This is a genomic window from Planococcus sp. 11815 (assembly GCF_051096385.1).
In the GTDB taxonomy this organism is placed as follows: domain Bacteria; phylum Bacillota; class Bacilli; order Bacillales_A; family Planococcaceae; genus Planococcus; species Planococcus citreus.
In genome coordinates, this window is the sequence record NZ_CP096991.1 from 1,481,672 (window position 1) to 1,506,943 (window position 25,272).

Annotated in this window: 27 protein-coding genes; 25 read left to right on the plus strand and 2 right to left on the minus strand. The window is 49.4% G+C overall.

Annotated elements, in window-relative coordinates; all coding sequences use genetic code 11:
• Positions 1-3: 3 nt before the first annotated feature.
• From aroE to M1Q06_RS07580, 9 genes are all read left to right on the plus strand, one after another.
• On the plus strand, positions 4-828 hold the full coding sequence (aroE, locus tag M1Q06_RS07540) for a shikimate dehydrogenase (protein ID WP_434402579.1): 825 nt from the start codon (positions 4-6) through the stop codon (positions 826-828).
• Positions 815-1,105, plus strand: coding sequence for a ribosome assembly RNA-binding protein YhbY (gene yhbY, locus M1Q06_RS07545; RefSeq protein ID WP_058380953.1), 291 nt, complete (start codon positions 815-817; stop codon positions 1,103-1,105). The genes aroE and yhbY overlap by 14 nt, the downstream gene beginning before the upstream one ends.
• Complete coding sequence (locus tag M1Q06_RS07550) at positions 1,102-1,710, plus strand: nicotinate-nucleotide adenylyltransferase (protein WP_434402581.1); 609 nt, start codon at positions 1,102-1,104, stop codon at positions 1,708-1,710. Before yhbY ends, M1Q06_RS07550 begins: the two co-directional genes overlap by 4 nt.
• Positions 1,664-2,242, plus strand: a complete 579-nt coding sequence (yqeK, locus tag M1Q06_RS07555) for a bis(5'-nucleosyl)-tetraphosphatase (symmetrical) YqeK (protein ID WP_434402583.1) — start codon at positions 1,664-1,666, stop codon at positions 2,240-2,242. The genes M1Q06_RS07550 and yqeK overlap by 47 nt, the downstream gene beginning before the upstream one ends.
• Positions 2,235-2,573, plus strand: coding sequence for a ribosome silencing factor (gene rsfS, locus M1Q06_RS07560; protein WP_121300052.1), 339 nt, complete (start codon positions 2,235-2,237; stop codon positions 2,571-2,573). The genes yqeK and rsfS overlap by 8 nt, the downstream gene beginning before the upstream one ends.
• Positions 2,570-3,292 carry a class I SAM-dependent DNA methyltransferase gene (locus M1Q06_RS07565; RefSeq protein WP_434402586.1) on the plus strand — a complete coding sequence of 241 codons (723 nt, stop codon included), beginning with the start codon at positions 2,570-2,572 and terminating at the stop codon, positions 3,290-3,292. Before rsfS ends, M1Q06_RS07565 begins: the two co-directional genes overlap by 4 nt.
• Positions 3,293-3,464: 172 nt before the next feature.
• Complete coding sequence (locus M1Q06_RS07570) at positions 3,465-4,031, plus strand: helix-hairpin-helix domain-containing protein (protein ID WP_241663089.1); 567 nt, start codon at positions 3,465-3,467, stop codon at positions 4,029-4,031.
• 71 nt (positions 4,032-4,102) lie between these two features.
• Entirely contained in the window at positions 4,103-4,675 is a 573-nt protein-coding gene (locus M1Q06_RS07575; protein WP_058380948.1) for a ComE operon protein 2, read from the plus strand.
• A gap of 32 nt (positions 4,676-4,707) precedes the next feature.
• The gene (locus M1Q06_RS07580; protein ID WP_434402589.1) at positions 4,708-6,945 is read left to right on the plus strand and encodes a DNA internalization-related competence protein ComEC/Rec2; all 2,238 of its coding nucleotides are present in this window, start codon (positions 4,708-4,710) and stop codon (positions 6,943-6,945) included.
• A 36-nt stretch (positions 6,946-6,981) separates the two neighbouring features.
• On the opposite strand, the gene M1Q06_RS07585 is transcribed toward M1Q06_RS07580, so the two are convergent.
• Complete coding sequence (locus M1Q06_RS07585; protein ID WP_082799234.1) at positions 6,982-7,116, minus strand: YqzM family protein; 135 nt, start codon at positions 7,114-7,116, stop codon at positions 6,982-6,984.
• A 178-nt stretch (positions 7,117-7,294) separates the two neighbouring features.
• On the opposite strand from M1Q06_RS07585, the gene holA reads away from it, so the two are divergent.
• Complete coding sequence (gene holA, locus M1Q06_RS07590; protein WP_434402591.1) at positions 7,295-8,329, plus strand: DNA polymerase III subunit delta; 1,035 nt, start codon at positions 7,295-7,297, stop codon at positions 8,327-8,329.
• Positions 8,330-8,440: 111 nt separating this feature from the next.
• Here holA and rpsT read toward each other — a convergent pair whose 3' ends face one another.
• Positions 8,441-8,689 (minus strand): 30S ribosomal protein S20, encoded by a 249-nt coding sequence (gene rpsT / locus M1Q06_RS07595; RefSeq protein WP_101190205.1) that lies wholly within the window; start codon positions 8,687-8,689, stop codon positions 8,441-8,443.
• A 215-nt stretch (positions 8,690-8,904) separates the two neighbouring features.
• Between rpsT and lepA the strand changes: the two genes are divergently transcribed.
• The 15 genes from lepA (at position 8,905) to M1Q06_RS07670 (ending at position 25,143) form a co-directional block, all read left to right on the plus strand.
• Positions 8,905-10,734, plus strand: coding sequence for a translation elongation factor 4 (gene lepA / locus M1Q06_RS07600; RefSeq protein WP_121300042.1), 1,830 nt, complete (start codon positions 8,905-8,907; stop codon positions 10,732-10,734).
• Positions 10,735-10,793: 59 nt separating this feature from the next.
• Positions 10,794-11,933, plus strand: coding sequence for a radical SAM family heme chaperone HemW (gene hemW / locus M1Q06_RS07605; protein ID WP_434402593.1), 1,140 nt, complete (start codon positions 10,794-10,796; stop codon positions 11,931-11,933).
• 91 nt (positions 11,934-12,024) lie between these two features.
• Positions 12,025-13,056, plus strand: a complete 1,032-nt coding sequence (gene hrcA, locus M1Q06_RS07610; protein ID WP_434402595.1) for a heat-inducible transcriptional repressor HrcA — start codon at positions 12,025-12,027, stop codon at positions 13,054-13,056.
• Between the two features lie 19 nt (positions 13,057-13,075).
• Positions 13,076-13,681 (plus strand): nucleotide exchange factor GrpE, encoded by a 606-nt coding sequence (grpE, locus tag M1Q06_RS07615; protein WP_434402597.1) that lies wholly within the window; start codon positions 13,076-13,078, stop codon positions 13,679-13,681.
• A 39-nt stretch (positions 13,682-13,720) separates the two neighbouring features.
• Complete coding sequence (dnaK, locus tag M1Q06_RS07620) at positions 13,721-15,550, plus strand: molecular chaperone DnaK (protein WP_434402599.1); 1,830 nt, start codon at positions 13,721-13,723, stop codon at positions 15,548-15,550.
• A gap of 116 nt (positions 15,551-15,666) precedes the next feature.
• Positions 15,667-16,791: a molecular chaperone DnaJ gene (dnaJ, locus tag M1Q06_RS07625; RefSeq protein WP_121300032.1), complete on the plus strand. Its 1,125-nt coding sequence runs from the start codon at positions 15,667-15,669 to the stop codon at positions 16,789-16,791.
• A gap of 94 nt (positions 16,792-16,885) precedes the next feature.
• The gene (prmA, locus tag M1Q06_RS07630; RefSeq protein WP_434402601.1) at positions 16,886-17,827 is read left to right on the plus strand and encodes a 50S ribosomal protein L11 methyltransferase; all 942 of its coding nucleotides are present in this window, start codon (positions 16,886-16,888) and stop codon (positions 17,825-17,827) included.
• A 12-nt stretch (positions 17,828-17,839) separates the two neighbouring features.
• Positions 17,840-18,577, plus strand: coding sequence for a 16S rRNA (uracil(1498)-N(3))-methyltransferase (locus tag M1Q06_RS07635; protein WP_434402603.1), 738 nt, complete (start codon positions 17,840-17,842; stop codon positions 18,575-18,577).
• Positions 18,578-18,592: 15 nt separating this feature from the next.
• Positions 18,593-19,927, plus strand: coding sequence for a tRNA (N(6)-L-threonylcarbamoyladenosine(37)-C(2))-methylthiotransferase MtaB (mtaB, locus tag M1Q06_RS07640; RefSeq protein ID WP_121300026.1), 1,335 nt, complete (start codon positions 18,593-18,595; stop codon positions 19,925-19,927).
• 34 nt (positions 19,928-19,961) lie between these two features.
• Positions 19,962-20,630: a deoxyribose-phosphate aldolase gene (gene deoC / locus M1Q06_RS07645; protein ID WP_434402606.1), complete on the plus strand. Its 669-nt coding sequence runs from the start codon at positions 19,962-19,964 to the stop codon at positions 20,628-20,630.
• A 95-nt stretch (positions 20,631-20,725) separates the two neighbouring features.
• Positions 20,726-20,899: a 30S ribosomal protein S21 gene (gene rpsU / locus M1Q06_RS07650; protein ID WP_006828698.1), complete on the plus strand. Its 174-nt coding sequence runs from the start codon at positions 20,726-20,728 to the stop codon at positions 20,897-20,899.
• A gap of 287 nt (positions 20,900-21,186) precedes the next feature.
• On the plus strand, positions 21,187-22,473 hold the full coding sequence (locus M1Q06_RS07655; RefSeq protein WP_434402847.1) for an NfeD family protein: 1,287 nt from the start codon (positions 21,187-21,189) through the stop codon (positions 22,471-22,473).
• Positions 22,474-23,463 (plus strand): flotillin-like protein FloA, encoded by a 990-nt coding sequence (gene floA, locus M1Q06_RS07660; protein WP_058380934.1) that lies wholly within the window; start codon positions 22,474-22,476, stop codon positions 23,461-23,463.
• A gap of 33 nt (positions 23,464-23,496) precedes the next feature.
• Positions 23,497-24,048: a hypothetical protein gene (locus M1Q06_RS07665; protein WP_121300024.1), complete on the plus strand. Its 552-nt coding sequence runs from the start codon at positions 23,497-23,499 to the stop codon at positions 24,046-24,048.
• 135 nt (positions 24,049-24,183) lie between these two features.
• Positions 24,184-25,143, plus strand: a complete 960-nt coding sequence (locus M1Q06_RS07670; RefSeq protein WP_121300022.1) for a PhoH family protein — start codon at positions 24,184-24,186, stop codon at positions 25,141-25,143.
• The last annotated feature ends 129 nt before the right edge of the window (positions 25,144-25,272 follow it).

Sequence of the window (25,272 nt, forward strand, 5' to 3'; positions counted from 1 at the left end):
ACAATGAAGAAATGGTATGCGGTCATCGGAGATCCGATCTCCCATTCATTATCGCCTTATATGCACGATCATTGGTTCGAAAAACACGGCATCGATGCTTCCTATATCCCGGTGCATGTCGAACCGAAACAGCTGGAAGAAGCGTTCCATTCGATGAAATTGCTTGGCATCAGCGGGTTTAATATTACCTTGCCCCATAAGCAGGCGGCAATCCCGCTATTGGATGAGCTGGACGAAACGGCCCGTGACATGAATGCGGTCAATACAGTCGCAAATAAAAACGGGCGTTTGATAGGATCCAATACAGATGGCGACGGGTTTGTCCGTTCGCTATTGAGTTACCCTGTCGATAAAGATCGTGCATTGCTGGTGATCGGCGCGGGCGGTGCAGCCAGAGGCATCAGTTTTGCGCTCTCGCGTGCCGGATTCAGCAATATCACCATCACCAACCGAACGTTTCGCAGGGCGCAGGAACTCGCGGATGAAACCGGCAGCAAGGCGATGGTGCTGGCTGATGCCGAAGCGAACCTTAGCGAATTCGCTACGATCGTCCAGACGACTTCTGTCGGATTGACCGAAGAAGCGTTGCCGTTGTCAATGACCCATCTCGGAAGCGGCTCAGTCGTTGCGGACATCATTTACAACCCACTTGAAACGCCATTTCTGAAAGAAGCAAAAGCGAAAGGCTGCCTGGTGCTGAACGGCGTCGGCATGTTCGTCAACCAAGGCGCCATCGCATTCGAAAAATGGACAGGCATCCGTCCGGATACAGAAGAAATGATTCAATTGATTACGGAAAAATTAGGAGGAAATCATGTTAACAGGTAAACAAAAACGTTTTTTAAGAAGTGAAGCGCATCATTTGGACCCGATTTTCCAAGTCGGAAAAGGCGGCGTCAATGAAGCGATGCTCGTACAGATCGGAGAAGCCCTTGAAAAACGCGAACTCGTAAAAATCAGCATTCTGCAAAATAATGAAGACGGCAAGCACGAAGTGGCCAAGCATCTGGCAGACGGAACAAAAGCGGAATTGGTGCAATTGATCGGCCATACAGTCGTTTTGTACAAAGCGTCCGTCAACAATAAGCGGATTGAGCTTCCGTGAATAAACGCAAAATCGGCATTCTCGGCGGCACGTTCAACCCGCCGCATTTCGGCCATTTGATCATGGCGAATGAAGCCTATTACGCACTGGGCTTGGACGAAGTGCGTTTCATGCCGAATGCCATCGCCCCTCATAAGGAATCGAACGGCATCGATACAGAGACGCGCGTCGAGATGACACGACTGGCCATCGAGGGACAGGCCCATTTCCGCCTTGAAGACATTGAAGTGTCGGGTGGCGGGGTCTCGTATACGTACGAGACGATGGTCAAGCTCCTCGAACGGGAGCCGGAATGCGAATTTTATTTCATTATCGGCGGCGATATGGTCGAAAGCCTGCATACTTGGCACCGCATCGGCGAGCTGGCTGAATTGGTCCAGTTTGTCGGCATCGGGCGGCCGGGTTATATCGCTAAAACGGAATATCCGGTGATGATGATCGATTCCCCTGAAATGCATTTGTCCTCGACGATGTTGCGGGAGCGCGTTGTGGCCGGCAAGCCATTGACTTTTTTCGTTCCCGAACAAGTGGAAACTTATATCCGGAAGGAGCGATTATATGGACCCGAGCCTGATGCTCCAAAAAGTCAAAGAACGCCTTCCTGAAAAACGCTTCAACCATGTGTTGGGCGTAATGAATACGGCGGTCGCACTTGCCAAGCATTACGGCGTGCCGGAAGAACAAGCGCGCATTGCTGCTATTCTCCATGACGTAGTGAAATTCGCTGACCGTGAATGGATGCGCGGCATTATCGAAAAAGAAAGCATGGATCCGTTATTGCTCGACTATCATCACGAATTATGGCATGCTCCGGTAGGCGCGTATGTGGCCAAGTATGAATTCGGAGTCAAAGATGAAGAAATCCTTGACGCGATCCGCTTTCATACGACAGGGCGTGCATGCATGTCGGATCTTGAAAAAATCATCTACATTGCAGACATGATCGAACCGAGCCGCAAGTTTCCGGGAGTCGATCGGTTGAGAGCCATGAAACACGATGGCCTTGACCGCTTGATGGAAGCATCAATCCGGCAATCGATCGAATTTCTCGCATCAAAAAATCAGCCGGTTTATCCGGATTCCTTGAAATGCCTCGAGCATTTTGAGCAACAGAAAGGGAACGTGAAGAATGACTAAAGATACATTATTGCAAGTGGCGTACCAAGCCGCAGAGGATAAAAAAGCAGAAGATATCGTTGTATTGAATATGGAAGGGATTTCGCTTTTGGCGGATTACTTCCTGATCTGCAGCGCGAACTCGGATCGCCAAGTACAATCGATCGCCCGTGAATTGATGGAGAAAGCTGGAGAAGCCGGCTATGAAGTCAAAAGTGTTGAAGGCTTCGATGCAGCGCGTTGGGTCTTGGTCGACCTTGGCGATGTCGTGGCCCATGTCTTCCATCGCGATGAGCGCTCTTACTACAACCTAGAGCGTCTATGGCGCGACGCCCCGCAGCTCGAAGTATGAACTACGGGCGGTTTGCAGCGGTTTACGACGACTTAATGGAAGATATTCCGTACGAACAATACGTGGAGTGGATCGCAGAAACGATGCGCTCCGGGTCGGTACTCGATCTTGCGTGCGGTACCGGCGTGCTGTCTGAACTGATGGCTGAGCTCGGCTATGACGTGACGGCCAGCGATTTATCTGCCGATATGCTCACCGTTGCACAGAAACGCTTTAAAGAATCCGGGCTGGATATTCCAGTGCTTCAATTGTCGATGGACAACCTGGAAGGTTTGGAAGGCTTCGATGCCGTGACAATCGCGATCGATTCGTTGAATTATTTAGCGAAAGAAGAGCAGGTCAAAAAGACATTCGAACAGGTCTATGCGGCATTGAAGCCCGGCGGATATTTCTTTTTCGATGTCCATTCAGTATTCAAGGTCGACGAGATTTTCATGCATAGCCCGTTTGTTTATGACGGGGAAGACCTTGCCTATATGTGGCACACTGAAAAAGGTTTGGCGCCCCACAGCGTCATCCACGATTTGACGTTTTTCGTGCGTGAAGGCTGGATGTTTGAACGTTTTGAAGAAACTCATGAACAACGGACTTTCCCGGTTGACGTTTACAAAGAATGGCTCACAGAAGCCGGATTTGCGGTGGAATCAGTGACTGCGGATTTCACTGCGGATGCACCTAATGACGAAAGCGAACGGATCTTCTTCCGCGCGAAAAAATAATCAGTAACACCAAACCCGCATATTTTTATATGCGGGTTTTTTTCGTGGAAAGATGGACTTTCGATCAACCGTTATTATATAATTCAGACAGCTTCAGCTGTTTGCTTTCTGCGGAAACGAGGGATGCCCACTGAATATTTCTCCGCAATTTGCCAAATACGGCCGCGTCGTTGTGCCGCTTGCCGCCATTTTGGCGCTTCTCTATTTCTTTCTCCTCCACGAACCCCCTGAGGCCACAAGCCTCGACGAACTTACTTCCGAGACTACCGAACAACCGCCGCCACCGGAAACCGATCCAGCGGTCCCGACAAGCGTCATGATTGATGTGAAAGGCGCAGTCCAAAACGAGGGCTTATATGAATTGCCCTCCGGTTCGCGCATTAATGATGCTATCGAAGCTGCCGGCGGCTTTTTGCCGGAAGCAGACAACCGCTCGATCAATCTGGCAGTCATCGTGCTGGATGAATCAGCGGTCTATGTGCCGAAACAAGGCGAAGAAAGCGTTGAGCTGGCAGGTGCAGCACTTGGCGGCAGCGCAGAGCCCGGCCTTATTAATTTGAATACGGCAACCGAAGATGAGTTGACCGAACTTCCTGGAATCGGGCCGGCTAAGGCAGCAGCCATCGTGGCACATCGGACTGAAAATGGGCCCTTCAAAAGTACCGAGCAATTGATGGATGTGACAGGCATCGGCGAAAAGAGCTTTGAACAATTGAAGGAATTGGTCCGTGTCAGATAAGGACGGACGGCCCTTGACGAAACAACTGCCTCTGCTACACTTAATTTAACGAAACAGCAGGGGGCAATCAGATGAAGCGAATAACGTGGGATCAATTTTTTATGGCTCAAAGCCATCTTTTAGCGCTAAGAAGCACTTGCACAAGGCTGGCCGTCGGAGCGACGATTGTCCGGGACCGGCGCATCATGGCTGGGGGCTATAACGGCTCGATTTCCGGTGGGGACCATTGCATCGATAAAGGCTGTTATGTCGTCGATAACCATTGCGTGCGGACCATCCATGCAGAAATGAATGCACTATTGCAATGCGCGAAATACGGTGTCAGTGTCAGCGGCGCCGATATGTATGTCAGCCATTTTCCTTGCCTCCAATGCACGAAATCCATTATCCAGGCAGGCATTTCACGCCTCTATTATGCGGCTGACTACAAAAATCACGAATACGCCATCGAACTGCTGGAACAGGCAAATGTCGAAGTGATCCAAGTGATGTTCGATGAACGGACAATCGATTTCCTCAGCGTCGAGAAAACGGCATTGTATATGGAATTGATTGAACAGCTTGGCGCAAAAGGGGCGAGCGAAGAAGAGTTGTCCCATTATAAAGAACGGGTGAAGGAATTATTTGGAGAACTTCTCGTTTAACGGAAGCGTTATTTCTCTATGCAGCAATTGCGGTGGCAATTGCTGCACAAGCAGCACATGGCTCAGCTGATAAGCTTTTGCTCATGGTGCTGCTTTTTTGCTGGATGATATACCGTAAAGAGCGTAGAGTTTGGCTGGCAATCGTTTTAGCGGTGTCATTGATTTCCTACATTAATATGGATGCCCGTTTGGTGGAAGGGCCCTTGTTAACCGGAAGCTTTCAAGGTGCGCTTGTTTTCGATGAACTATCCATCGATGGAGACCGCATGTCTGGATTTGCGACTGCTGGTTCCGGCCAAATCATTTATGCGAGCTACCGAATCCGATCGGTTGAAGAACAGCAGCGATTGCAGGCATTGGGCCCATCAGCGACGCTGCAAGTGGTGGGAACATTTACGGAGCCGAAGCCGCCTGCCCATCCACACGCGTTTGATATGGCGGGCTATCTGCAGCGCCATAATGCAACTGGCATGCTTGAAATCGAAACGCTCGATTCGGCGACACCAGGCACAGGGTTCCGTGCCCGTTTGGCCAGGCAACGCAGCGAGTTGATTGAACATATCGAGTCGTCCTTTCCTGAATCGTTGACAGCGGAAGCCCAGGCGCTGTTGCTCGGGGATCGCAGCGGCATGGATGCAGAGCAAGCCAGGATCCAGCGGACGCTTGGCATCACGCATCTTTTTGCAATCTCTGGTTTGCATGTGGGTATCGTCAGCGGCATGATTTATTTTGTATTGCTGCGCTTACGGATCAGGAAAGAAAGCGCAACGGTGCTATTACTGGTGTTGCTGCCTTTGTATGCCGTGTTGGCGGGGGCTGCCCCATCGGTCCTAAGAGCCTGCGCAATGGTCGTTTTCGTTTTGGCCGCTCGGCTTTTTGGGCTGCATGTGTCGGCCATTCAAGCCTTATCGGCGAGCTTTATCTTATTTTTATGGATCGACCCCGGCCTGCTGCAGGATATCGGCTTTCAATTGTCTTACGGGGCAAGTTTCGGGATCATCGCCTCGCTGAAACTGATGGAAGGGGCTTCTTTTATCAAAAGCGGCTTGATTGTCACGGCCGTTTCCCAGCTATGTTTGTATCCTCTTTTGCTATTCCACTTTTTTGAAATCTCCCTATCCTCCTTTTTAGTAAATACCATCTATGTCCCGCTGTTCACGCTGCTGATTTTGCCGGCGAATTTCATTTTATTGGCTGCTAGCTTTTTGCCGCTGGGCGTCGATGCCGTCCTTTTTGCGGGCTATGAGCCGCTGCGCAGCTGGATTGAAGGGCTGACTGTGTCTTTAGCGGGCTTGCCCCGTCAAGTGTGGACGCCGGGCAGGCCGTCTACTGGCTGGTTGTTTTTCATGGCTGCCAGCGTATTGTTGTTTTTCGTCCAGGCGGAAAAACGCTTCCGCCTGCGTTTACTGCTCATTCTGCTTGTTCCGGCATTGCTATTGACGGTGAAGCCTTATCTCGATCCGAGGCTCCATGTCAGTTTTATCGATGTTGGGCAAGGCGACAGCGCATTAATTGAGCTGCCTTATCGCAAAGCGCTGTATTTAGTCGATGCCGGGGGCGTCTTGCGATTTGATGGTGAGCCGTTCCAGGAAAAGAGCCGCCCGTTTGAAGTGGGGCGGCAAACAGTGGTGCCGTATTTGAAAGCGCGGGGCATCTCAAGTATCGATCTTTTTATCTTGAGCCATCCGGATGCAGATCATGCTGAAGGGGCGGATGAAGTCTTTGAAGAACTGGCTGTGGAGCGTCTGCATATTACGCCGGGATCAGAGGCAAATGCTTTGATGACAGCGCTCGCGCCGTCAGCTCGTGAAGCGCGTGTGGAATTGCCTAAGAATGGTGCAGGCTGGCAAGTGGGCGAAACGCAATTTTCGTATTTATCGCCGGTAGATGAATTATATGAAGGCAATGACGATTCACTCGTATTGTTGATGGAGCACGAGGGGCAGCGATTTCTCTTTACGGGAGATCTGGAAAGTGAAGGTGAAACCGGGGTGGTGGAGCGCTACGGTGAACAACTTGCGGACATGACGGTATTGAAAGTCGGACATCATGGAAGCAAGACTTCGAGCTCACAAGCTTTCCTGGAAGCCTTGCGTCCGCAAGTTTCGGTCGTTTCAGCAGGGATCGACAATCGCTACGGGCATCCAAGCCCAGAAGTGACGGAGCGTTTTGACGAATTGGGTTTGAGGCTTTTGTCGACGGCCGAAAACGGGACCATCCGCATGACGATGGAAGATGGGCGCATGACAGTTGACGCCAGCCGAAAATAAAAAAAGCCCCGGCCTATGCCGGAGCTTTTTTTATAATCAGCGGGCTACGAATTGTACGACGCCAGCGATGATGAAAATAAGTGCAAAGAAACCAAAGGAAACGACGAAGCCCATCCCTGCATCGATGGCATCGTTGCGTTTGGACTGAACGTTCTGTTCAAATTCATTCATTGAAAATCCCTCCTAGTTGATTTTATTATAAGGGAACGATAACGAAAAATCCATATCGAACTAAACAATGTCCGCCGATTTTGGCCGACGTCACACAACTGTCAAAAGCGGACTTGTCCTGTGAGGCAGACCGATGCAAAGAAATCCGGTATAGTTAAGTGCAGAGGGAGTGAAACGTATGATTACATCAATTTGGAAGTCGATACGCGCGGATAAAATCGATCCGGTTTACTTGATCGTCGGGACAGAGAGTTATTTCATCACCAAGACGATCGAACTGCTGAAAGCGCAAATGGCGGAAGCAGGGGAAACGGATGTCTCCAATTTTGACTTGGATGAAGTACCGGTCGGCCATGTGCTGGAAGAAGCGGACACGATCCCGTTTTTCAGCGACCGCAAGCTGATCATCGCGCGCAATGCTTCGTTCCTGAAAGCGGCGGAACGGGGGAAAGAAAAGATCAACCATGACCTCAAATCCTTGGAAGCATGGCTCGAAAATCCCCCAGCGACAAGCGTGACGGTTTTTGTGGCACCTTATGAAAAATTGGACGAACGCAAAAAAATCGTCAAGCTGATGAAAAAGAATGTCGTACTTATCGAAGCGAAGTCGCTGCAGCCGCATGAACTGGAAAGCTGGATTGCCCACGAGGCAAAATCCCATGGCAAAACATTGGAGCGGCAAAGTGCGCAAAAGCTCATTGAAATGGCGGGGACCAATTTAACTTTGCTCGCTTCAGAAATCGAGAAGATGTCCTTATACCTCGGCTCGGAGCAAGAAGAGATCTCCCAGGAGCTCATCGAAGACATGACGGCGCGTACACTTGAGCAGGATGCCTTCAAGATGCTGCAGGCTTATCTCGACGGGGACATCCAGACGGCGCTCAGCGTCTATTATGACTTGCTGCGCCAAAAGGAAGAGCCTGTCGCACTTGCTGCACTGCTGGCGTCGCAAATCCGCTTCATGGTGCATGTCTATTATCTGCAGAAAAAAGGCTATCATGCGCAGCAAATCTCCAAACAGCTTAAAGCGCATCCTTACCGCGTTAAACTGTTGGTGGAAAAGCGTCGTCAGATTTCGGAAGCCCGATTGCTTCAAGTGCTCGGCGATTTGGCGGACATCGACTTGCAATTGAAGACCGTTTCAGGGAACCGGGAGCGGGTGCTGGAATTCTTCCTCATGAAACGCGCTGGGCATGCGAAGAAATCCTCTTGAATATGAATCACCTAGTGAACAAAAGCGTTGCCTGCTCTAGCTGGCAACGCTTTTGTTGTTTTTCGCACAGAAAAAAGCCGACCCAATATAGGGCCGGCTTTTTGATGCGTTTTACGCTTTTTTCATGAGGCTTGATTTTCTACGGGCAGCAGTGTTTTTGTGGATCAAACCTTTAGAAGCTGCTTTCTCAACTTGTTTGATTGCTGCTTTAAGGGAATCCCCTTTGTTTTCTTCATTATTGGCTACAGCTTTCTCAGCCTTTTTCACAGAAGAACGCATTGCAGTTTTAACAGATGAGTTCTGAGCATTTTTCGTATCGTTCGTGCGAACACGTTTGATTGCAGATTTAATGTTTGGCATATCTTTCACCTCCTAGACAATTTGAGCGTCAGGCACAAGCCCTTGCTCTTCAGTGTCTCTATACAACAAAAGTTATTTTATCAAATCGGCTGGCCGAATGCAATAGTTACGTGGAAAGAAGTTTCCCTTGACACTGAAAGCTTTATGCGGTCATTCATTGCCCATTACCCGCTTGACTGCTATAATTCAAAGTAGTTTATATGGGAGTGAAGAAAATGGACCAAGAACAGAGATTAGCGAGACAACAGAAGATCCGCAACTTTTCCATCATCGCACACATCGATCATGGAAAATCGACGCTGGCCGACCGCATTTTGGAAAGAACCAATGCACTGACAGCGCGCGAAATGAAATCCCAATTGCTCGACTCCATGGATTTGGAGCGTGAGCGGGGAATCACCATCAAATTGAACGCCGTCCAGCTCAATTATACAGCAAAAGACGGAGAAACATACATTATGCACTTGATCGACACGCCGGGCCATGTCGATTTCACGTACGAAGTATCAAGAAGCCTCGCAGCATGTGAAGGCGCTGTTTTGGTCGTCGATGCGGCACAAGGCATTGAAGCGCAGACACTGGCCAATGTTTATTTAGCGCTCGACAACGATCTCGAGATTCTTCCGGTCATCAACAAAATCGATTTGCCTGCAGCCGACCCGGAGCGCGTGCGCCAGGAAGTTGAGGATGTTATCGGCCTCGATGCGTCTGAAGCAGTATTGGCTTCCGCAAAAGCCGGAATCGGCATCGAGGAAATCCTTGAACAGATCGTCGAAAAAGTTCCACCGCCACAAGGGGACCCGTCAGCACCGCTCAAAGCGATGATCTTCGATTCCTTATACGATCCGTATCGCGGCGTTGTCGCTTATATCCGGATCATGGAAGGTACCGTCAAGCCAGGCGACAAAATCAAGATGATGGCGAGCGGCAAAGAGTTCGATGTCGTTGAAGCTGGCGTCTTCACGCCGAAAGTGACATTGCGCGACGAATTGACCGTCGGCGATGTTGGCTTCCTGACCGCTTCGATCAAAAATGTCGCGGATTCACGCGTCGGGGATACGATCACGCTTGCGGAAAACCCGGCACAAGAAGCACTGCCAGGCTACCGCCGTTTGAACCCAATGGTTTATTGCGGAATGTACCCGATCGATACATCGAAATACAATGACTTGCGGGATGCACTGGAAAAATTGGAGCTGAACGATGCCGCATTGCAATTCGAGCCTGAATCCTCTCAAGCGCTTGGTTTCGGCTATCGCTGCGGATTCCTTGGCCTCTTGCATATGGAGATCATCCAGGAACGCATCGAACGTGAATTCAATATCGACTTGATCACGACAGCGCCAAGTGTTATCTACCACGTCCACATGACGGACGGGGAAGTGCTTAACATCGATAACCCGGCGATGATGCCGGACCCGCAAAAGATTGAATATGTCGAAGAGCCATATGTCAAAGCGACAGTCATGGTCCCGAACGATTTCGTCGGCGCCGTCATGGAAATCTGCCAGCAGAAGCGCGGCAATTTCATGACGATGGATTACCTCGACAACTCACGCGTCAGCATCATTTACGAATTGCCGCTTGCGGAAATCGTCTATGATTTCTTCGATCAGTTGAAATCGGGCACAAAAGGCTATGCCTCGTTCGATTATGAATTGATTGGCTACAAAGATTCCAAATTGGTGAAAATGGATATTCTCCTGAACGCTGAGAAAGTCGATGCGTTGAGCTTTATCGTCCATAGGGATTTTGCGTACGAGCGCGGGAAAATCATTGTCGATAAATTGAAGACATTGATTCCCCGCCAGCAGTTTGAAGTTCCGATCCAAGCCGCAATCGGCCAGAAGATCGTGGCACGCCAAACCATCAGTGCCATCCGGAAAAACGTCCTCGCGAAATGCTACGGCGGCGATATTTCCCGTAAGCGCAAATTGTTGGACAAGCAGAAGGAAGGGAAAAAGCGGATGAAGCAAGTAGGCTCCGTGGAAGTCCCGCAAGAAGCATTTATGGCTGTTCTCAAAATGGATGACCAATCCAAATAAACGAAAAAAAGGAGGCGGTTTTTCTGCCTCCTTTTCCTATTAGAAAGAAGGATTTTTTTATGGTAAAAGGCATGTATATCCATATCCCATTCTGCCACCAGATTTGTTTTTACTGTGATTTCAATAAAGTGTTCTTCAAAGACCAGCCAGTGGACGCCTATATCGAATCGATCGGCAAGGAATTGGCGCTGTGGAAGCAAGAAGGCACACTGGACCATCCGCTTGAGACGGTTTTTCTCGGCGGCGGGACACCAACTGCCCTGACGCCTGAGCAGCTGGAGCGTTTGCTTGAATTGATCCACCAGTATGTTCCGATGGCTGAAGGCGTCGAATGGAGCTCTGAGGCGAACCCGGATGAATTGACGCGCGAAAAGATGGAAGTGCTCTATAAAGGCGGCGTCAACCGGCTGAGCATGGGCGTTCAGACCTTCGACCAGGATTTATTGAAGCGGCTGGGGCGCACGCACGCCAATGACGATGTGTTGCGTGCCGTTGAAACTGCACGCGAAGTCGGGTTTGCGAATATCAGCTTTGACTTGATGTATGGGCTGCCCGGACAGACGATGGCGCAATGGGACGAAACGCTTGAGCGCGCATTCGCATTCAACATGCCGCATTTCTCGGCATATTCATTGATCATCGAACCGAAAACGGTGTTCTATAATTTGATGGTGAAAGGCAAGCTCAACACGGTGACCGAAGACTTGGAAGGCGATATGTACGAACGCCTCATGGATGAAATGGAAAAGCATGGCTTGCATCAATATGAAATTTCCAATTTCGCAAAGCCGGGCCATAAATCCCGCCACAATCTCCTGTACTGGGATAATGAAGAATACATCGGTGTCGGCGCCGGTGCCCATGGTTATGTGAAAGGGGTCCGCTATTCCAATCACGGGCCTTTGAAAAAATACATGGAACCGCTGGAGTCGGGTGAGCGGCCAGTGCTTGACGCGACGCAAGTGAGTGTCAAGGCGCAGATGGAAGAAGAGATGTTCCTCGGCTTGCGCAAGACGGCAGGTGTCGACATCGCTCATTTTGAAGAAAAGTTCGGCGCCCCGCTGGAAAAAGTGTACGGCGAGATTCTCCGCAGCGAAACGGCAAAAGGCAATCTGGCAATCGAACAAGGCCGTGTTAAATTGACGCATAAAGGCCGATTCGTCGGCAATGAAGTTTTCGAGCAATTTTTGCTTTCCTAGAAGCGCATCCGTTGACAAGCAAAAAAAGATTTGGTAATTTTAGTGTAGTCTTAGCACTCGAACTCATAGAGTGCTAACAGAGGTGATGATCATGTTAACAGAACGGCAGCTGCTCATTTTGAAAGTGACAGTCGATGATTATATCCAATCAGCGCAGCCGGTAGGATCGAACCAACTAGCTAAAAAGCCGGGCATCACTTCCAGTTCGGCAACCATTCGCAATGAATTGGCTGAGCTCGAAGGCCAGGGCTACCTCGAAAAGACTCACACATCCTCGGGCCGGATTCCGTCTCAAAAAGGCTACCGCTATTATGTGGACCATTTGCTGACGCCGAATCCAGTACCGCAACAGGACATTGTCCAGCTTCGTTCGGTTTTTGAGGAAAAAGTAACCGAAACCGAGGAAATCATCAAACGTTCGGCTGGCATCCTGTCCGAATTGACGAATTATACGTCGATTCTGCTGGGGCCGGATATCCGCAAACACGTCGTCAAGAAATTATCGATCGTGCCCTTGTCCCCGGGAATGGCGGTGGCGATCATCGTCACCGACTCGGGCCATGTGGAAAACCGGGTATTCTCCATCCCGCCGGATCTGGATCCATCCGACATCGAAAAGATGGTCAATATCTTGAACGAGCGGCTCATCGGCGTCTCGCTGCACGATTTGCACAAACGCCTCGAGCAGGAAACGCTCGCTCTCCTGCGCCAGCATATCGAGCGCTACGGGGAATTGTTCCGAACGTTCAAGCAAGCATTGCTGCTTCCTCGAGCGGATAATGTGTATTATGGCGGCAAGCTGAATATTTTGAAGCAGCCGGATTTCCATGATATCCAGAAAATCCGTGAGTTGATGGATGTGATGGAAGAAGGGAAGCACATTCCTGAAATCCTGCCGATCGGCGCTCAAGGGCTACAGATTCGCATTGGCTCGGAAAACGCGCTGGCGGCCATGGAAGATTGCTCGGTCATTACGGTATCTTATGATATCGGAGATGAGCAAATGGGCTCCATCGCAATTGTCGGGCCGAAAAGAATGGATTACCGCCGGATCGTCTCGCTGCTTGATTATGTAAGCGGCGATCTATCAAAAGAGCTGACACGGCTGTTTCAAGGAAAGTGAACCAAAGGAGGCACATATTTTGTCGAATGAAAAAGAAACACTCAAACACCAAGACCTAGAACAGGAAACTGCACAACAAGAGTCGGCGGAAACTGTGGAGGAAACAGCAGAAACCGCTGAAGGAACAGAGCCTGGAACTGTCGAATCATCCGATCAGCCACAAGCAGAAGAGCCAGTAGATGAGAAGGCTGAACTTCAAGCACAGCTTGAAGAAGAGCAGAACAAATACTTGCGCCTTTTGGCAGATTATGACAATTTCAAGCGCCGCACCAAAAAAGACCAAGAATTGGCAAAGCAATTCCGTTCCCAATCATTGTTGACGGATCTTTTGCCGGTCATGGATAATTTTGACCGCGCGCTTGCTGTTGAAGCGAAAAGCGAAGAATCCGCCTCTCTTTTGAAGGGCCTTGAAATGGTCAAGAAATCCTTGGCTGATGCTGTAGCGGCGGAAGGCTTGGAAGAGATCAAAGCGGTCGGCGAACCGTTCGACCCTCATTTCCATCAGGCAGTCATGCAGGAAAGCGATGCAGACAGCGAACCCGGAACGGTGTTACAGGAGCTTCAAAAGGGGTATACCCTGAATGGCAGAGTGCTCCGCCCGGCAATGGTAAAAGTGAACGAATAAGTGAAATTCAAGAATCTAATGTTAATGGAGGAATTTTAAATGAGCAAAATTATCGGAATTGACTTAGGTACAACAAACTCAGCAGTCGCAGTACTAGAAGGCGGCGAACCAAAAATCATCCCAAACCCGGAAGGCAACCGCACAACACCATCGGTCGTATCGTTCAAAAACGGCGAACGCCAAGTCGGTGAAGTAGCAAAACGCCAATCCATCACGAACCCGAACACGATTCAATCCGTCAAACGTTTGATGGGTACAGAGGAAAAAGTGACAGCTGAAGGCAAAGAATACACAGCGCAGGAAGTTTCTGCGATGATCCTTCAATACATCAAAGGCTATGCTGAAGACTATCTCGGAGAAAAAGTCACGAAAGCCGTCATCACGGTACCGGCATACTTCAACGATGCAGAACGCCAAGCGACAAAAGACGCTGGCCGCATCGCAGGCCTTGAAGTGGAACGCATCATCAACGAGCCGACAGCAGCAGCGCTTGCTTATGGCCTCGATAAAATGGAAAAAGACGAAACAGTCTTGGTCTATGACCTTGGCGGCGGTACATTCGACGTATCGATTCTTGAACTTGGCGATGGCGTTTTCGAAGTAAAATCGACTGCCGGCGACAATCGTTTGGGCGGCGATGATTTCGATAAACTGATCATCGATTACCTAGTGCAGGAATTCAAAAAAGAAAACGGCATTGACTTGTCGAAAGACAAAATGGCGACACAACGCCTAAAAGATGCTGCTGAAAAAGCGAAAAAAGATTTGTCAGGCGTAACAACAACTCAAATCTCCTTGCCATTCATCACAGCTGGCGAAGCAGGGCCGCTTCATATGGAAATGAGCCTTTCCCGCGCGAAATTCGACGAGTTGACTTCTTCTCTAGTCGAACGCACAATGGGGCCGACTCGCCAAGCATTGAAAGACGCAGGCGTTTCCGCTTCAGAACTTGATCGCGTGATTCTAGTTGGTGGATCTACTCGTATCCCAGCTGTCCAAGAAGCTGTTAAGAAAGAAACAGGAAAAGACCCTCATAAAGGCGTTAACCCGGATGAAGTTGTTGCAATGGGCGCAGCTGTACAAGGCGGCGTACTGACTGGAGACGTTCAAGACGTTGTATTGCTTGACGTAACTCCATTGTCCCTTGGTATCGAAACAATGGGCGGCGTGTTCACGAAATTGATCGAGCGCAACACGACGATCCCGACATCTAAATCGCAGACGTTCTCTACTGCAGCTGACAACCAGCCGGCAGTTGACATCCATGTCATGCAAGGTGAACGCCCAATGGCAGCGGACAACAAAACACTCGGCCGCTTCCAATTGGCTGATATCCCGCCTGCACCACGCGGCGTGCCACAAATCGAAGTCAGCTTCGATATCGACAAAAACGGCATCGTCAGCGTAAAAGCGAAAGACCTCGGCACGCAAAAAGAACAGACGATCACAATCCAATCAAGCACAACGCTTACGGACGATGAGATCGAACGCATGGTAAAAGAAGCGGAAGAAAATGCAGAAGCAGATGCGAAGCGCAAAGAAGAAGTAGAACTTCGCAACGAAGCGGACCAAGCAGTCTTCACAACAGATAAAACGATCGAAGACCTTGGCGAAGCAGTTTCTGAAGACGAAAAGAAACAAGCTGAAGAAGCGCGCGATGAATTGAAAACAGCGCTAGAAGGCACGGACATCGAAGATATCCGTACGAAGAAAGACAAACTGCAGGAGCTTCTTCAAGGCTTTGCCATGAAAGCTTACGAGCAGGCAGCCCAGAACCAGCAAGGGGCTGAAGGCGAAGCTCAGCAAGGAAATGACGACGGCGTTGTCGATGCTGACTTTGAAGAAGTAAACGACGATAAAGACAAGTAAGATATGCAAGGCCGAAAAAGTCAAAGCAAAGCAACTGCTTTGGCTTTTTCAATGTCTTTGCAAGCGCAATTTAAACCGTGTACAATTACAGTTGACTGCAAGAGGGAGAGTGACCTATGAATAAGCGAGACTATTATGAAGTCCTTGGCGTTTCTAAGGATGCTTCAAAAGAGGAAATCAAGAAAGCGTACCGGAAGCTTTCCAAACAATATCACCCGGACATCAATAAGGAAGCGGATGCTTCCGAGAAGTTCCAGGAAGTCAAAGAAGCCTATGAAGTGTTGAGCGATGAGCAAAAACGCGCCCAATACGACCAGTTCGGCCATCAGGATCCAAACCAAGGCTTCGGCGGCGGTGGATTTGGCGGTGCGGAAGGATTCGGCTTTGATGATATTTTCAGCACCTTCTTCGGCGGCGGCACGCGTCGACGCGACCCGAATGCACCAAGAAAAGGCGATGATCTTCAATATTCAATGACCATCGATTTTCTGGATGCGGTATTCGGCGAGGAGACGGAAATTGAAATCCCGAAAGATGAGACATGCGAAACATGCGACGGTTCAGGGGCGAAGCCCGGAACGAGCAAGAAGACTTGCCCATATTGCGAAGGAACGGGCCAGTTGAATGTCGCGCAAGATACGCCGTTCGGCCGCATGGTCAACCGCCGTGCTTGCCACCACTGTGAAGGCACCGGCCAGATCATCGAAGAAAAATGCACAACTTGCCGCGGTGCAGGTAAAGTGAGAAAAATGAAGAAAATCAAAGTGACAGTTCCAGCCGGCGTCGATGACGGTCAGCAATTGCGCGTATCAGGACAAGGCGGCCCAGGCTTCAATGGCGGGCCAGCCGGAGATCTTTATGTGCTGTTCCGTGTCAAACCCCATGCGCAATTTGAACGCGACGGGGATGATATCCACCTGGAATTGCCAATTACTTATCCGCAAGCCGCACTCGGTGACGAGATCGAAGTCCCGACTGTTTCCGGAAAAGTGAAACTGAAGATTCCAGCCGGAACGCAAAACGGCGCCCGTTTCCGCCTGCGCGGGAAAGGCGTACAAAACGTTCACGGCTACGGTGTCGGCGATCAGCACATCACCATCAAAGTGAAAGTACCGACCAAGTTGAGCGAAAAACAAAAGCAATTGCTGCGTGAGTTTGCCGAAATTTCTGGGGATATCCCAGAAGAGCAAAGCAGTTCATTGTTCGATAAGATTAAAAGAACCATTAAAGGTGATTCATAATAGGCATTCATAGCCTTGGACAAATGGAAAACTCCCGTGCAATAGGGAGTTTTCTGTCTGTTACATAATTGTTCAATAAAGGAGCTGGTCGTAAGTGAAATGGTCTGAGCTGTCGATTCATACGACGAACGAAGCAATTGAATCAATTTCCAACATTCTGCATGAAGCCGGGGCAAGCGGCGTCGTCATCGAGGATTCCGAAGATCTGACGAAAGATCGTGAAGATGTATTCGGTGAAATCTATTCACTCGATCCAGAAGATTTCCCAACAGAAGGCGTCATTTTAAAAGCGTATCTGCCGGTCAATAGCTTTCTCGGCGAAGCCGTCGAAGGCATTAAGCTGGCCATCAACAATCTTGCAGAATTCAATATCAATGTCGGGCGCAATGTCGTCACGATCAGTGAAGTAAATGAAGAAGACTGGGCGACGTCCTGGAAGAAGTATTACCATCCGGTGAAAATTTCCAAAAGATTCACCATCGTGCCGACATGGGAAACCTATCATCCAGTTTCAAGCGATGAACTGATCATTGAACTCGACCCGGGCATGGCATTCGGAACCGGTACGCATCCAACAACTGTCATGAGCTTGCAAGCACTTGAAAAACATGTTGGTAAAGACAATACGGTTATCGATGTGGGAACCGGATCGGGCGTACTCGCAATTGGTGCAGCCTTGCTTGAAGCAGCTTCAGTCAGAGCGCTGGACCTCGATGAAATTGCGGTCAAAGCGGCGGGATTAAATGTTAAATTGAACAAAGTACAAAACCGCGTCAATGTATTCCATGGCAATTTGCTCGAAGCGATCGACGACCCAGCGGACGTAGTCGTGGCGAATATACTCGCCGAAATCATCATGTCGTTTACGGACGATGCTTACCAGGCCGTCAAGCCGGGCGGCATCTACATCACGTCCGGAATCATCGCCCAAAAGAAAAATGACGTGAAACAGGCGCTTGAAGCTTCAGGCTTTGTCATCGAAGATATCATGATGATGGAAGACTGGGTAACGATCATTTCGAAAAAACCGCTATGATGGGGTGCGACCATGCAACGATATTTTATAGAAGATAAAAAGTCCGCAGATGGTTATTTGACGATTACAGGAGACGACGCCAAGCACATCACCAAAGTGATGCGTCAATCAGTTGGCGAAGAATTGATCGCTGTTGTTGCCGGTAAAGTTTACTTGGCGAAAATCACCGATATTGACTTAGATGTTCAAGTCAAGCTCATCCGTGAGCTCGAGGACCGAAGCGAATTGCCGAAAAAAGTAACGATCGCCTGTGGCCTCCCGAAAGGTGATAAGCTCGAACTGATCACCCAAAAAGCGACAGAGCTCGGCATGAATGCTTTATTGCCCTACTCGGCTGAGCGCTCGATCGTCAAATGGGACGGCGCAAAAAGCATAAAGAAAATCGAACGGTTAAAGAAAATCGCCAAGGAAGCGGCTGAGCAGTCGCATCGCAGCCACATTCCTGACATCCAGGCGGTACACAGCTTTAAAGAGTTGGCAAATGTCGTGAAAAATTACGATGTGGCCATTGTCGCTTATGAAGAAGAGGCGAAAAAGAGTGGCGGAAGGCGGTTTGCCGAAATTCTGGAATCATTGTATGATAAAGACTCAATCTTGCTTGTTTTCGGGCCAGAAGGCGGCATTTCGGAAACAGAAGCGGCCGCACTCAAGGAAGCTGGCGCATTGTTCACCGCGCTTGGCCCGCGTATTTTGCGCACGGAGACGGCTCCGCTTTATGCATTGTCTGCAATATCCTATGAATTTGAATGAAAGAGGTGGCCACCGATGTCAACTGTCGCATTTCATACTCTTGGTTGCAAAGTGAACCATTATGAAACGGAAGCGATTTGGCAGTTATTCAAAGAACAGGGCTATGAGCGTACTGAGTTTGAACGTCTTTCCGATGTTTACGTCATCAATACCTGCACCGTCACCAATACAGGCGATAAAAAGAGCCGGCAAGTGATACGCCGTGCCGTCCGCTCCAATCCCGATGCGGTCATTTGCGTCACAGGCTGTTATGCACAGACTTCGCCTGCTGAAATCATGGCAATTCCCGGCGTCGATATCGTTGTCGGCACGCAAGACCGGACAAAGCTCCTGGAATACATTGAACAATACCGCGCAGAGCGCAAACCGATCAATGCCGTGGGCAATATCATGAAGAACCGCATCTATGAAGAATTGGATGTCCCTGCCTTCACGGACCGTACACGCGCGTCGTTGAAAATCCAGGAAGGCTGCAATAATTTCTGCACGTTTTGCATCATTCCGTGGGCGCGTGGATTGATGCGCTCGCGAGATCCGCAGGAAGTCATCCGCCAAGCACAGCAATTGGTTGATGCCGGTTATCAGGAAATCGTTTTGACCGGTATCCATACCGGGGGCTATGGGGAAGATTTGAAAGATTATAATTTGGCGCAGCTATTGCGCGATTTGGAACAACAAGTAAAAGGCCTGAAACGCCTGCGCATCTCATCAATTGAGGCGAGTCAGCTGACAGATGAAGTGATTGCGGTCTTGAAACAATCCAATATCGTCGTGCGCCATCTCCATATCCCGATCCAATCCGGTTCCGATACGGTCCTGAAACGGATGCGCAGGAAGTATACGATGGCGTTCTTCGCAAATCGCCTGGAACGTTTGCGCGATGCCTTGCCGGATCTGGCGATTACTTCTGACGTCATCGTCGGGTTCCCGGGAGAAACGGAAGAAGAATTCATGGACACCTTCAATTTCATTCGCGACCACAGGTTCTCGGAGCTTCATGTATTCCCGTACTCGATGCGCACCGGCACGCCAGCCGCGCGTATGGATGGCCAGATCGATGAAGCGGTCAAAAATGAACGCGTCCACCGCCTGATTGAATTGAACGATCAGCTGGCAAAGGAGTACGCCAGCCGTTATGAAGGCGAGCTCCTGGAGATTATCCCGGAAGAAGAGTCGACAGACCATCCGTCAGGCGGCATGCTTGTCGGTTACACGGATAATTACTTAAAAGTCGCCATTTCTGGCGATGAATCGCTGATCGGAAAAATCGTCAAGGTGAAAATCACCAAGGCGGGATATCCGATGAACGAAGGGCAATTTGTCCGCGTGATGGACAATTTGACTGTCTGAAAGAAAACCTACTAGTAGAATGGAGAACTGAATCATGACGAATATTGCATCTTTAATCGACCATACATTATTGAAAGCGGAAGCTACAGCCCCGCAAATCGAACAGCTTTGCAAAGAAGCGGCAGAATACAAATTCGCTTCTGTTTGCGTCAACCCGGCATGGGTCGCGCTTGCTGCAAAACAACTCGACCAGAGCGAAGTGAAAGTTTGCACAGTCATCGGCTTCCCGCTCGGCGCCTCGACTTCTGAAACGAAAGCGTTCGAAACAACAGATGCCATCGAAAAAGGCGCATGCGAAATCGATATGGTCTTGAACATCGGCGCATTGAAGAGCGGCCAGGAAGATGTCGTGAAAGCGGATGTCGAAGCGGTCGTGAACGCAGCAAAAGGAAAAGCAATCGTAAAAGTCATCCTTGAAATCTGCTTGTTGACGGATGAAGAAATCAAATTGGCTAGTCGCTTGTCGAAAGAAGCGGGAGCCGATTTCGTCAAAACATCGACTGGTTTCTCTACCGGCGGTGCAACTGTCGAAGCAGTGCGTCTAATGCGCGAAACAGTCGGCCCGGATCTTGGCGTCAAAGCTTCTGGCGGCGTCCGCAGCCTTGAAGATGTGGAGAAAATGGTCGAAGCCGGAGCGACTCGCATCGGCGCAAGTTCAGGAGTCCAGATCATGCAAGGTCTCACTTCAGACAACGATTATTAAGTATTGACGAAGGCTAATTCATGCGTTATAATTTTCTAGTATATAACACTTGTTGTTATTTGCTTCAACGTGTGTTCGGAGGGAGGGAAAAAGAGATGTCAAAAACTACAGTTCGTAAAAACGAATCAATTGAAGATGCTCTTCGCCGCTTCAAACGCACTGTTTCGAAGTCCGGAACAATGCAAGAGGTAAGAAAGCGCGAGTATTATGATAAGCCGAGCGTGAAACGTAAATTGAAATCAGAAGCTGCGCGTAAACGTAAATTTTAATTGACTTTGATCTTAAATGACTTTTAAAAATAGCAACGAACAGCTAAGACCGGAAGCACAAATGTGCTTCCGGTTTTTTTATGTCTTAAAACGGTCACTTAATGATGAAGATGTAAGCGCATTCCATCGTAACTTGGAGAAAATTGCTTTATAATGAAAAAGAAGCCGGCTTTTGAAACCGCAGCTCGACTCATCCGTATACATAATTATCCTAAAGTTTTCATGAAGGAGAGGGGGAACTTGCCGTGCGGAGAAAACAAGCTTGGATCGGCTTTTTATTCCTGGTGATGGCATTTGCTTTAGCGATTCCGGCCATTTCGGCGGATAACGGAAAAGTTTATGTCATTCCGATTGAAGCGGAAGTGGAGCGGGGATTGCAGTCGTTTCTGGAGCGGGGCATTGATGAAGCCGAAGAAGCCGGTGCGGAAGCCATTGTCTTTGAGATCGATACACCGGGCGGTTTTGTCAATGCAGCAGATGGCATTGCCCGCCTGTTGGATGAAGCCGAGCCTGAAACACTCGCTTTCATCAACCAGGACGCCCTCTCGGCCGGTGCTTTTCTGGCCTTGCATAATGATGAAATTTATATGCATCCGAATGGGCGGATGGGTGCGGCGCAAGTCATCGACCAGTCGGGAAATGCGGCTGCCGATAAGGCGAACTCTGCCTGGCTTGCTTCGATGAGAAGCGCTGCGGAATCGTCAGATCGTGATCCACAGTTTGCCTTGGCGATGGCGGATGCCAGTATCGACCTTCCGGAATACCGGGCTGCTGAAGGTGATTTATTGACACTCGGCGCCCAGGAAGCGCTCGACGTCGGTTATTCAGAAGGGACCGTGTCGTCACTTGATGAACTGCTAGAAATGAAAGGCCTCTCAGGCGCTGAGGTCATCCAAGTAGAAGAAAACTGGTCAGAGACGCTTGCACGTTTTCTGACGAGCCCGATTGTGGTACCGATTTTACTGTCGGTGGCAGGTCTCGGATTACTGCTTGAGCTGTTCACGCCTGGAGTCGGGATCCCTGGATTCTTCGGCTTGTTTTCGCTAATGCTGTTCTTCTATGGCCATTTAGTGGCGGGGCTTGCCGGGTATGAATCGATTTTACTGTTGATCTTCGGTCTCGGTTTGATCCTGCTGGAATTTTTCGTTCCGGGCGGTATACTGGGGATTCTCGGGATACTGGCGGTCATTGGAAGTGTTCTATTAGCGGGTGAAGACGTCCAGTCAACAGCGGTCGCAATTTTGATTGCATTACTTGTAGCTTCAGCAGGGATGGTGATTTTAGTGAAATTTTTCGGGAAAAAGTTGAACATGTTCAAACGCATTATCTTGACCGATGCCACCGATACGGAACATGGCTATGTCTCAGCCGTCAACCGGCCGGAACTGATCGGCCAGATCGCTCGAACGACCAATGCCCTGAGGCCTTCTGGCACTATCCGGCTTGGTGACGAATACATCGATGCAGTATCCGAAGGCCGGTTTATCGACAGCAACAAAGATGTTAAAATTATCAAGGTAGAAGGGTCTCGCATCGTTGTGCGTGAACTCGAAAAACAAGAGGAGGAAGAATAAATGGGACTTGAAGCAATCGGCTTAGGCGCCGCGATAATTGGTATTATCGTTGTACTTGCCATCTTTTTCACATTCGTACCAGTCACATTATGGATCTCGGCTTTAGCTGCCGGCGTCCGCATCAGCATCTTCACATTGATCGGGATGAGATTGCGCCGGGTTATTCCATCGCGCATCGTCAACCCGCTGATCAAGGCTTCAAAAGCTGGTCTTTCCGTACAGATCAACCAATTGGAAAGCCATTACCTGGCTGGCGGTAACGTCGACCGTGTCGTTAACGCATTGATCGCAGCGCACCGTGCCAATATCGATTTGCCGTTCGAACGCGCAGCAGCAATCGATCTTGCCGGCCGTGACGTACTTGAAGCGGTTCAAATGTCGGTTAACCCGAAAGTTATTGAAACGCCATTCATTGCCGGTGTTGCAATGGACGGGATCGAAGTGAAAGCAAAAGCGCGGATTACCGTGCGCGCCAATATCGACCGCCTCGTCGGTGGTGCGGGTGAAGAAACAATCGTCGCCCGTGTTGGTGAAGGTATCGTTTCTACACTCGGTTCAAGCACGAACCATAAGAAAGTCCTGGAAAACCCGGACCTCATCTCCCAAACTGTACTAGGCAAAGGATTGGATTCCGGTACAGCTTTTGAAATCTTGTCCATTGATATCGCAGACGTGGATATCGGCAAAAACATCGGTGCCGAGCTTCAAACAGAGCAAGCAGATGCCGATAAGAAAATCGCACAGGCTAAAGCTGAAGAACGCCGTGCAATGGCTGTCGCTAGCGAGCAGGAAATGAAAGCGAAAGTCGTCCAGATGCGCGCGAAAGTTGTCGAAGCCGAAGCCGAAGTGCCGATGGCGATGTCAGAAGCCCTCCGTTCTGGAAACATTGGCGTGATGGATTATATCAATTACAAGAACGTCCAAGCTGATACAAGCATGCGTGAATCCATTTCGAAAAGCGGAACGGAAAAACAAGAGGACGAAAACTAAAAAATTCCGCCATAACTCAAGGGAGGTTTTGGAATGGAACCCCTCATCATGATGCTGATCATTGCGGCTGTCAGTGCATTGTTCAGTAAAAATAAAAAACCTGATGGCACAGAGCAGACCGCGCAGCAGCCGAAGCGTCAACAAGGGCCCGGCACACCTGCGCGGTCAGCGCAGCAGCGATCACAATCACCGCAACAACCGCAAAGAGGCGGACAGCGGAGCTTTAAGCGCATTGAAGATTACGCCAAGGAAATATACGGTGAATTTCAATCCCAGATGGAAAACGATCCAAAACGGGCAGAACAGGCGCGCCAAGTGAAGGAACAAGCAGAGCGAGCCAAGTCCCGGGCCATGGAAGAAGTGGAAAAACGGACTCCGGCCCAGGTAAAGCAAGCGGCTGAGCCGAAAAATCGCCCAGGAAGATTGAGCGCTCATCAAAAAGAGCCGTTGAAGCGGGCGATCACAAAAGAAAAAGAACGGGATCTATTGCCGTTGAATGAAGAAGATGTAAAAAAAGGCATCATCATGGCGGAGATTTTGCAGCCGCCCAAATCCAAGCGTCAAAAGCAAGGCCGGCATGTTTAATGCCGGTTTTTTTCTTTCTCTAAAATAATACATATTAATGTTATGTAAACTAAAAGTGCTTGAATTGATTTACATTTCCATATATAAAATGATAAAGTTGATGAGAAGTAAAAACACGATCCAAGGAGCGTCTAAATGACAGAAAACAACCTACTCGAATTGCATGTGAAAGACCCGAACGAAGCAGTCCTGCTTCTCGGCACATCCGACAGCCATCTGTCGCTGATCGAAGAGAGTTTTGATATACACATCATCACCCGGGGCGAAGTGATCCGTCTCGAAGGGTCCGAAGAAGGCAGACAGACCGGAAAATTGTTGTTGGAGCAATTATTGAAAGTTATTCGCAAAAACATCAACATCGACCAGCGCGATATTGTGTCGGCTATCGAAATGGCGAAAAACGGGACGATTGAATATTTTGCCGAACTTTACGATGAAGAAGTGGCGCGCAGTGCGACTGGGCGCTCCATCCGGGCTAAGACAATCGGGCAGCGCCATTATATTCACGCCATCAAAAAAAGCGACATGGTATTTGGAATCGGCCCGGCCGGAACCGGGAAAACCTATCTCGCTGTAGTATTGGCGGTACAAGCTTTGAAAAATGGCCATGTCAAAAAGATTGTCCTAACCCGTCCAGCGGTTGAAGCAGGAGAGAGTCTCGGCTTTTTACCCGGCGATTTGAAGGAAAAAGTCGATCCGTACCTGCGGCCTTTATATGACGCTTTGCATGATGTGATGGGACAGGAACAGACCAACCGCTTGATTGAACGTGGCACGATCGAAGTGGCACCGCTGGCATACATGCGCGGGCGCACACTTGAAGAAGCATTCATCATTCTGGATGAAGCCCAGAATACGACGAAAGCCCAAATGAAAATGTTTCTGACGCGCCTCGGCTTCAACTCAAAAATGATCGTCACCGGCGACAAAACACAGATTGACTTGCCTCGCGGGGCGGAGTCCGGATTGATCGCTGCAGAAAAGAATTTGCACGGCGTCAAAGGCATCGAATTTCAGTACCTCGAAAAAGGCGATGTCGTCCGGCATCCACTCGTCTCAAGGATCATCGAAGCTTACGAGAACCAGCCTAGCTAAGGCTGGTTCTTTTTTTGCCAAAATAGTTTGGGAAATTCCCCTGTTTGTCTTTAGATTGAAGAAGCTCGTTAGCGCAGCAAGGTCCAAAGAATTGTTATTAATTTGTAAGGGGCGATGAAAAAAGCACGA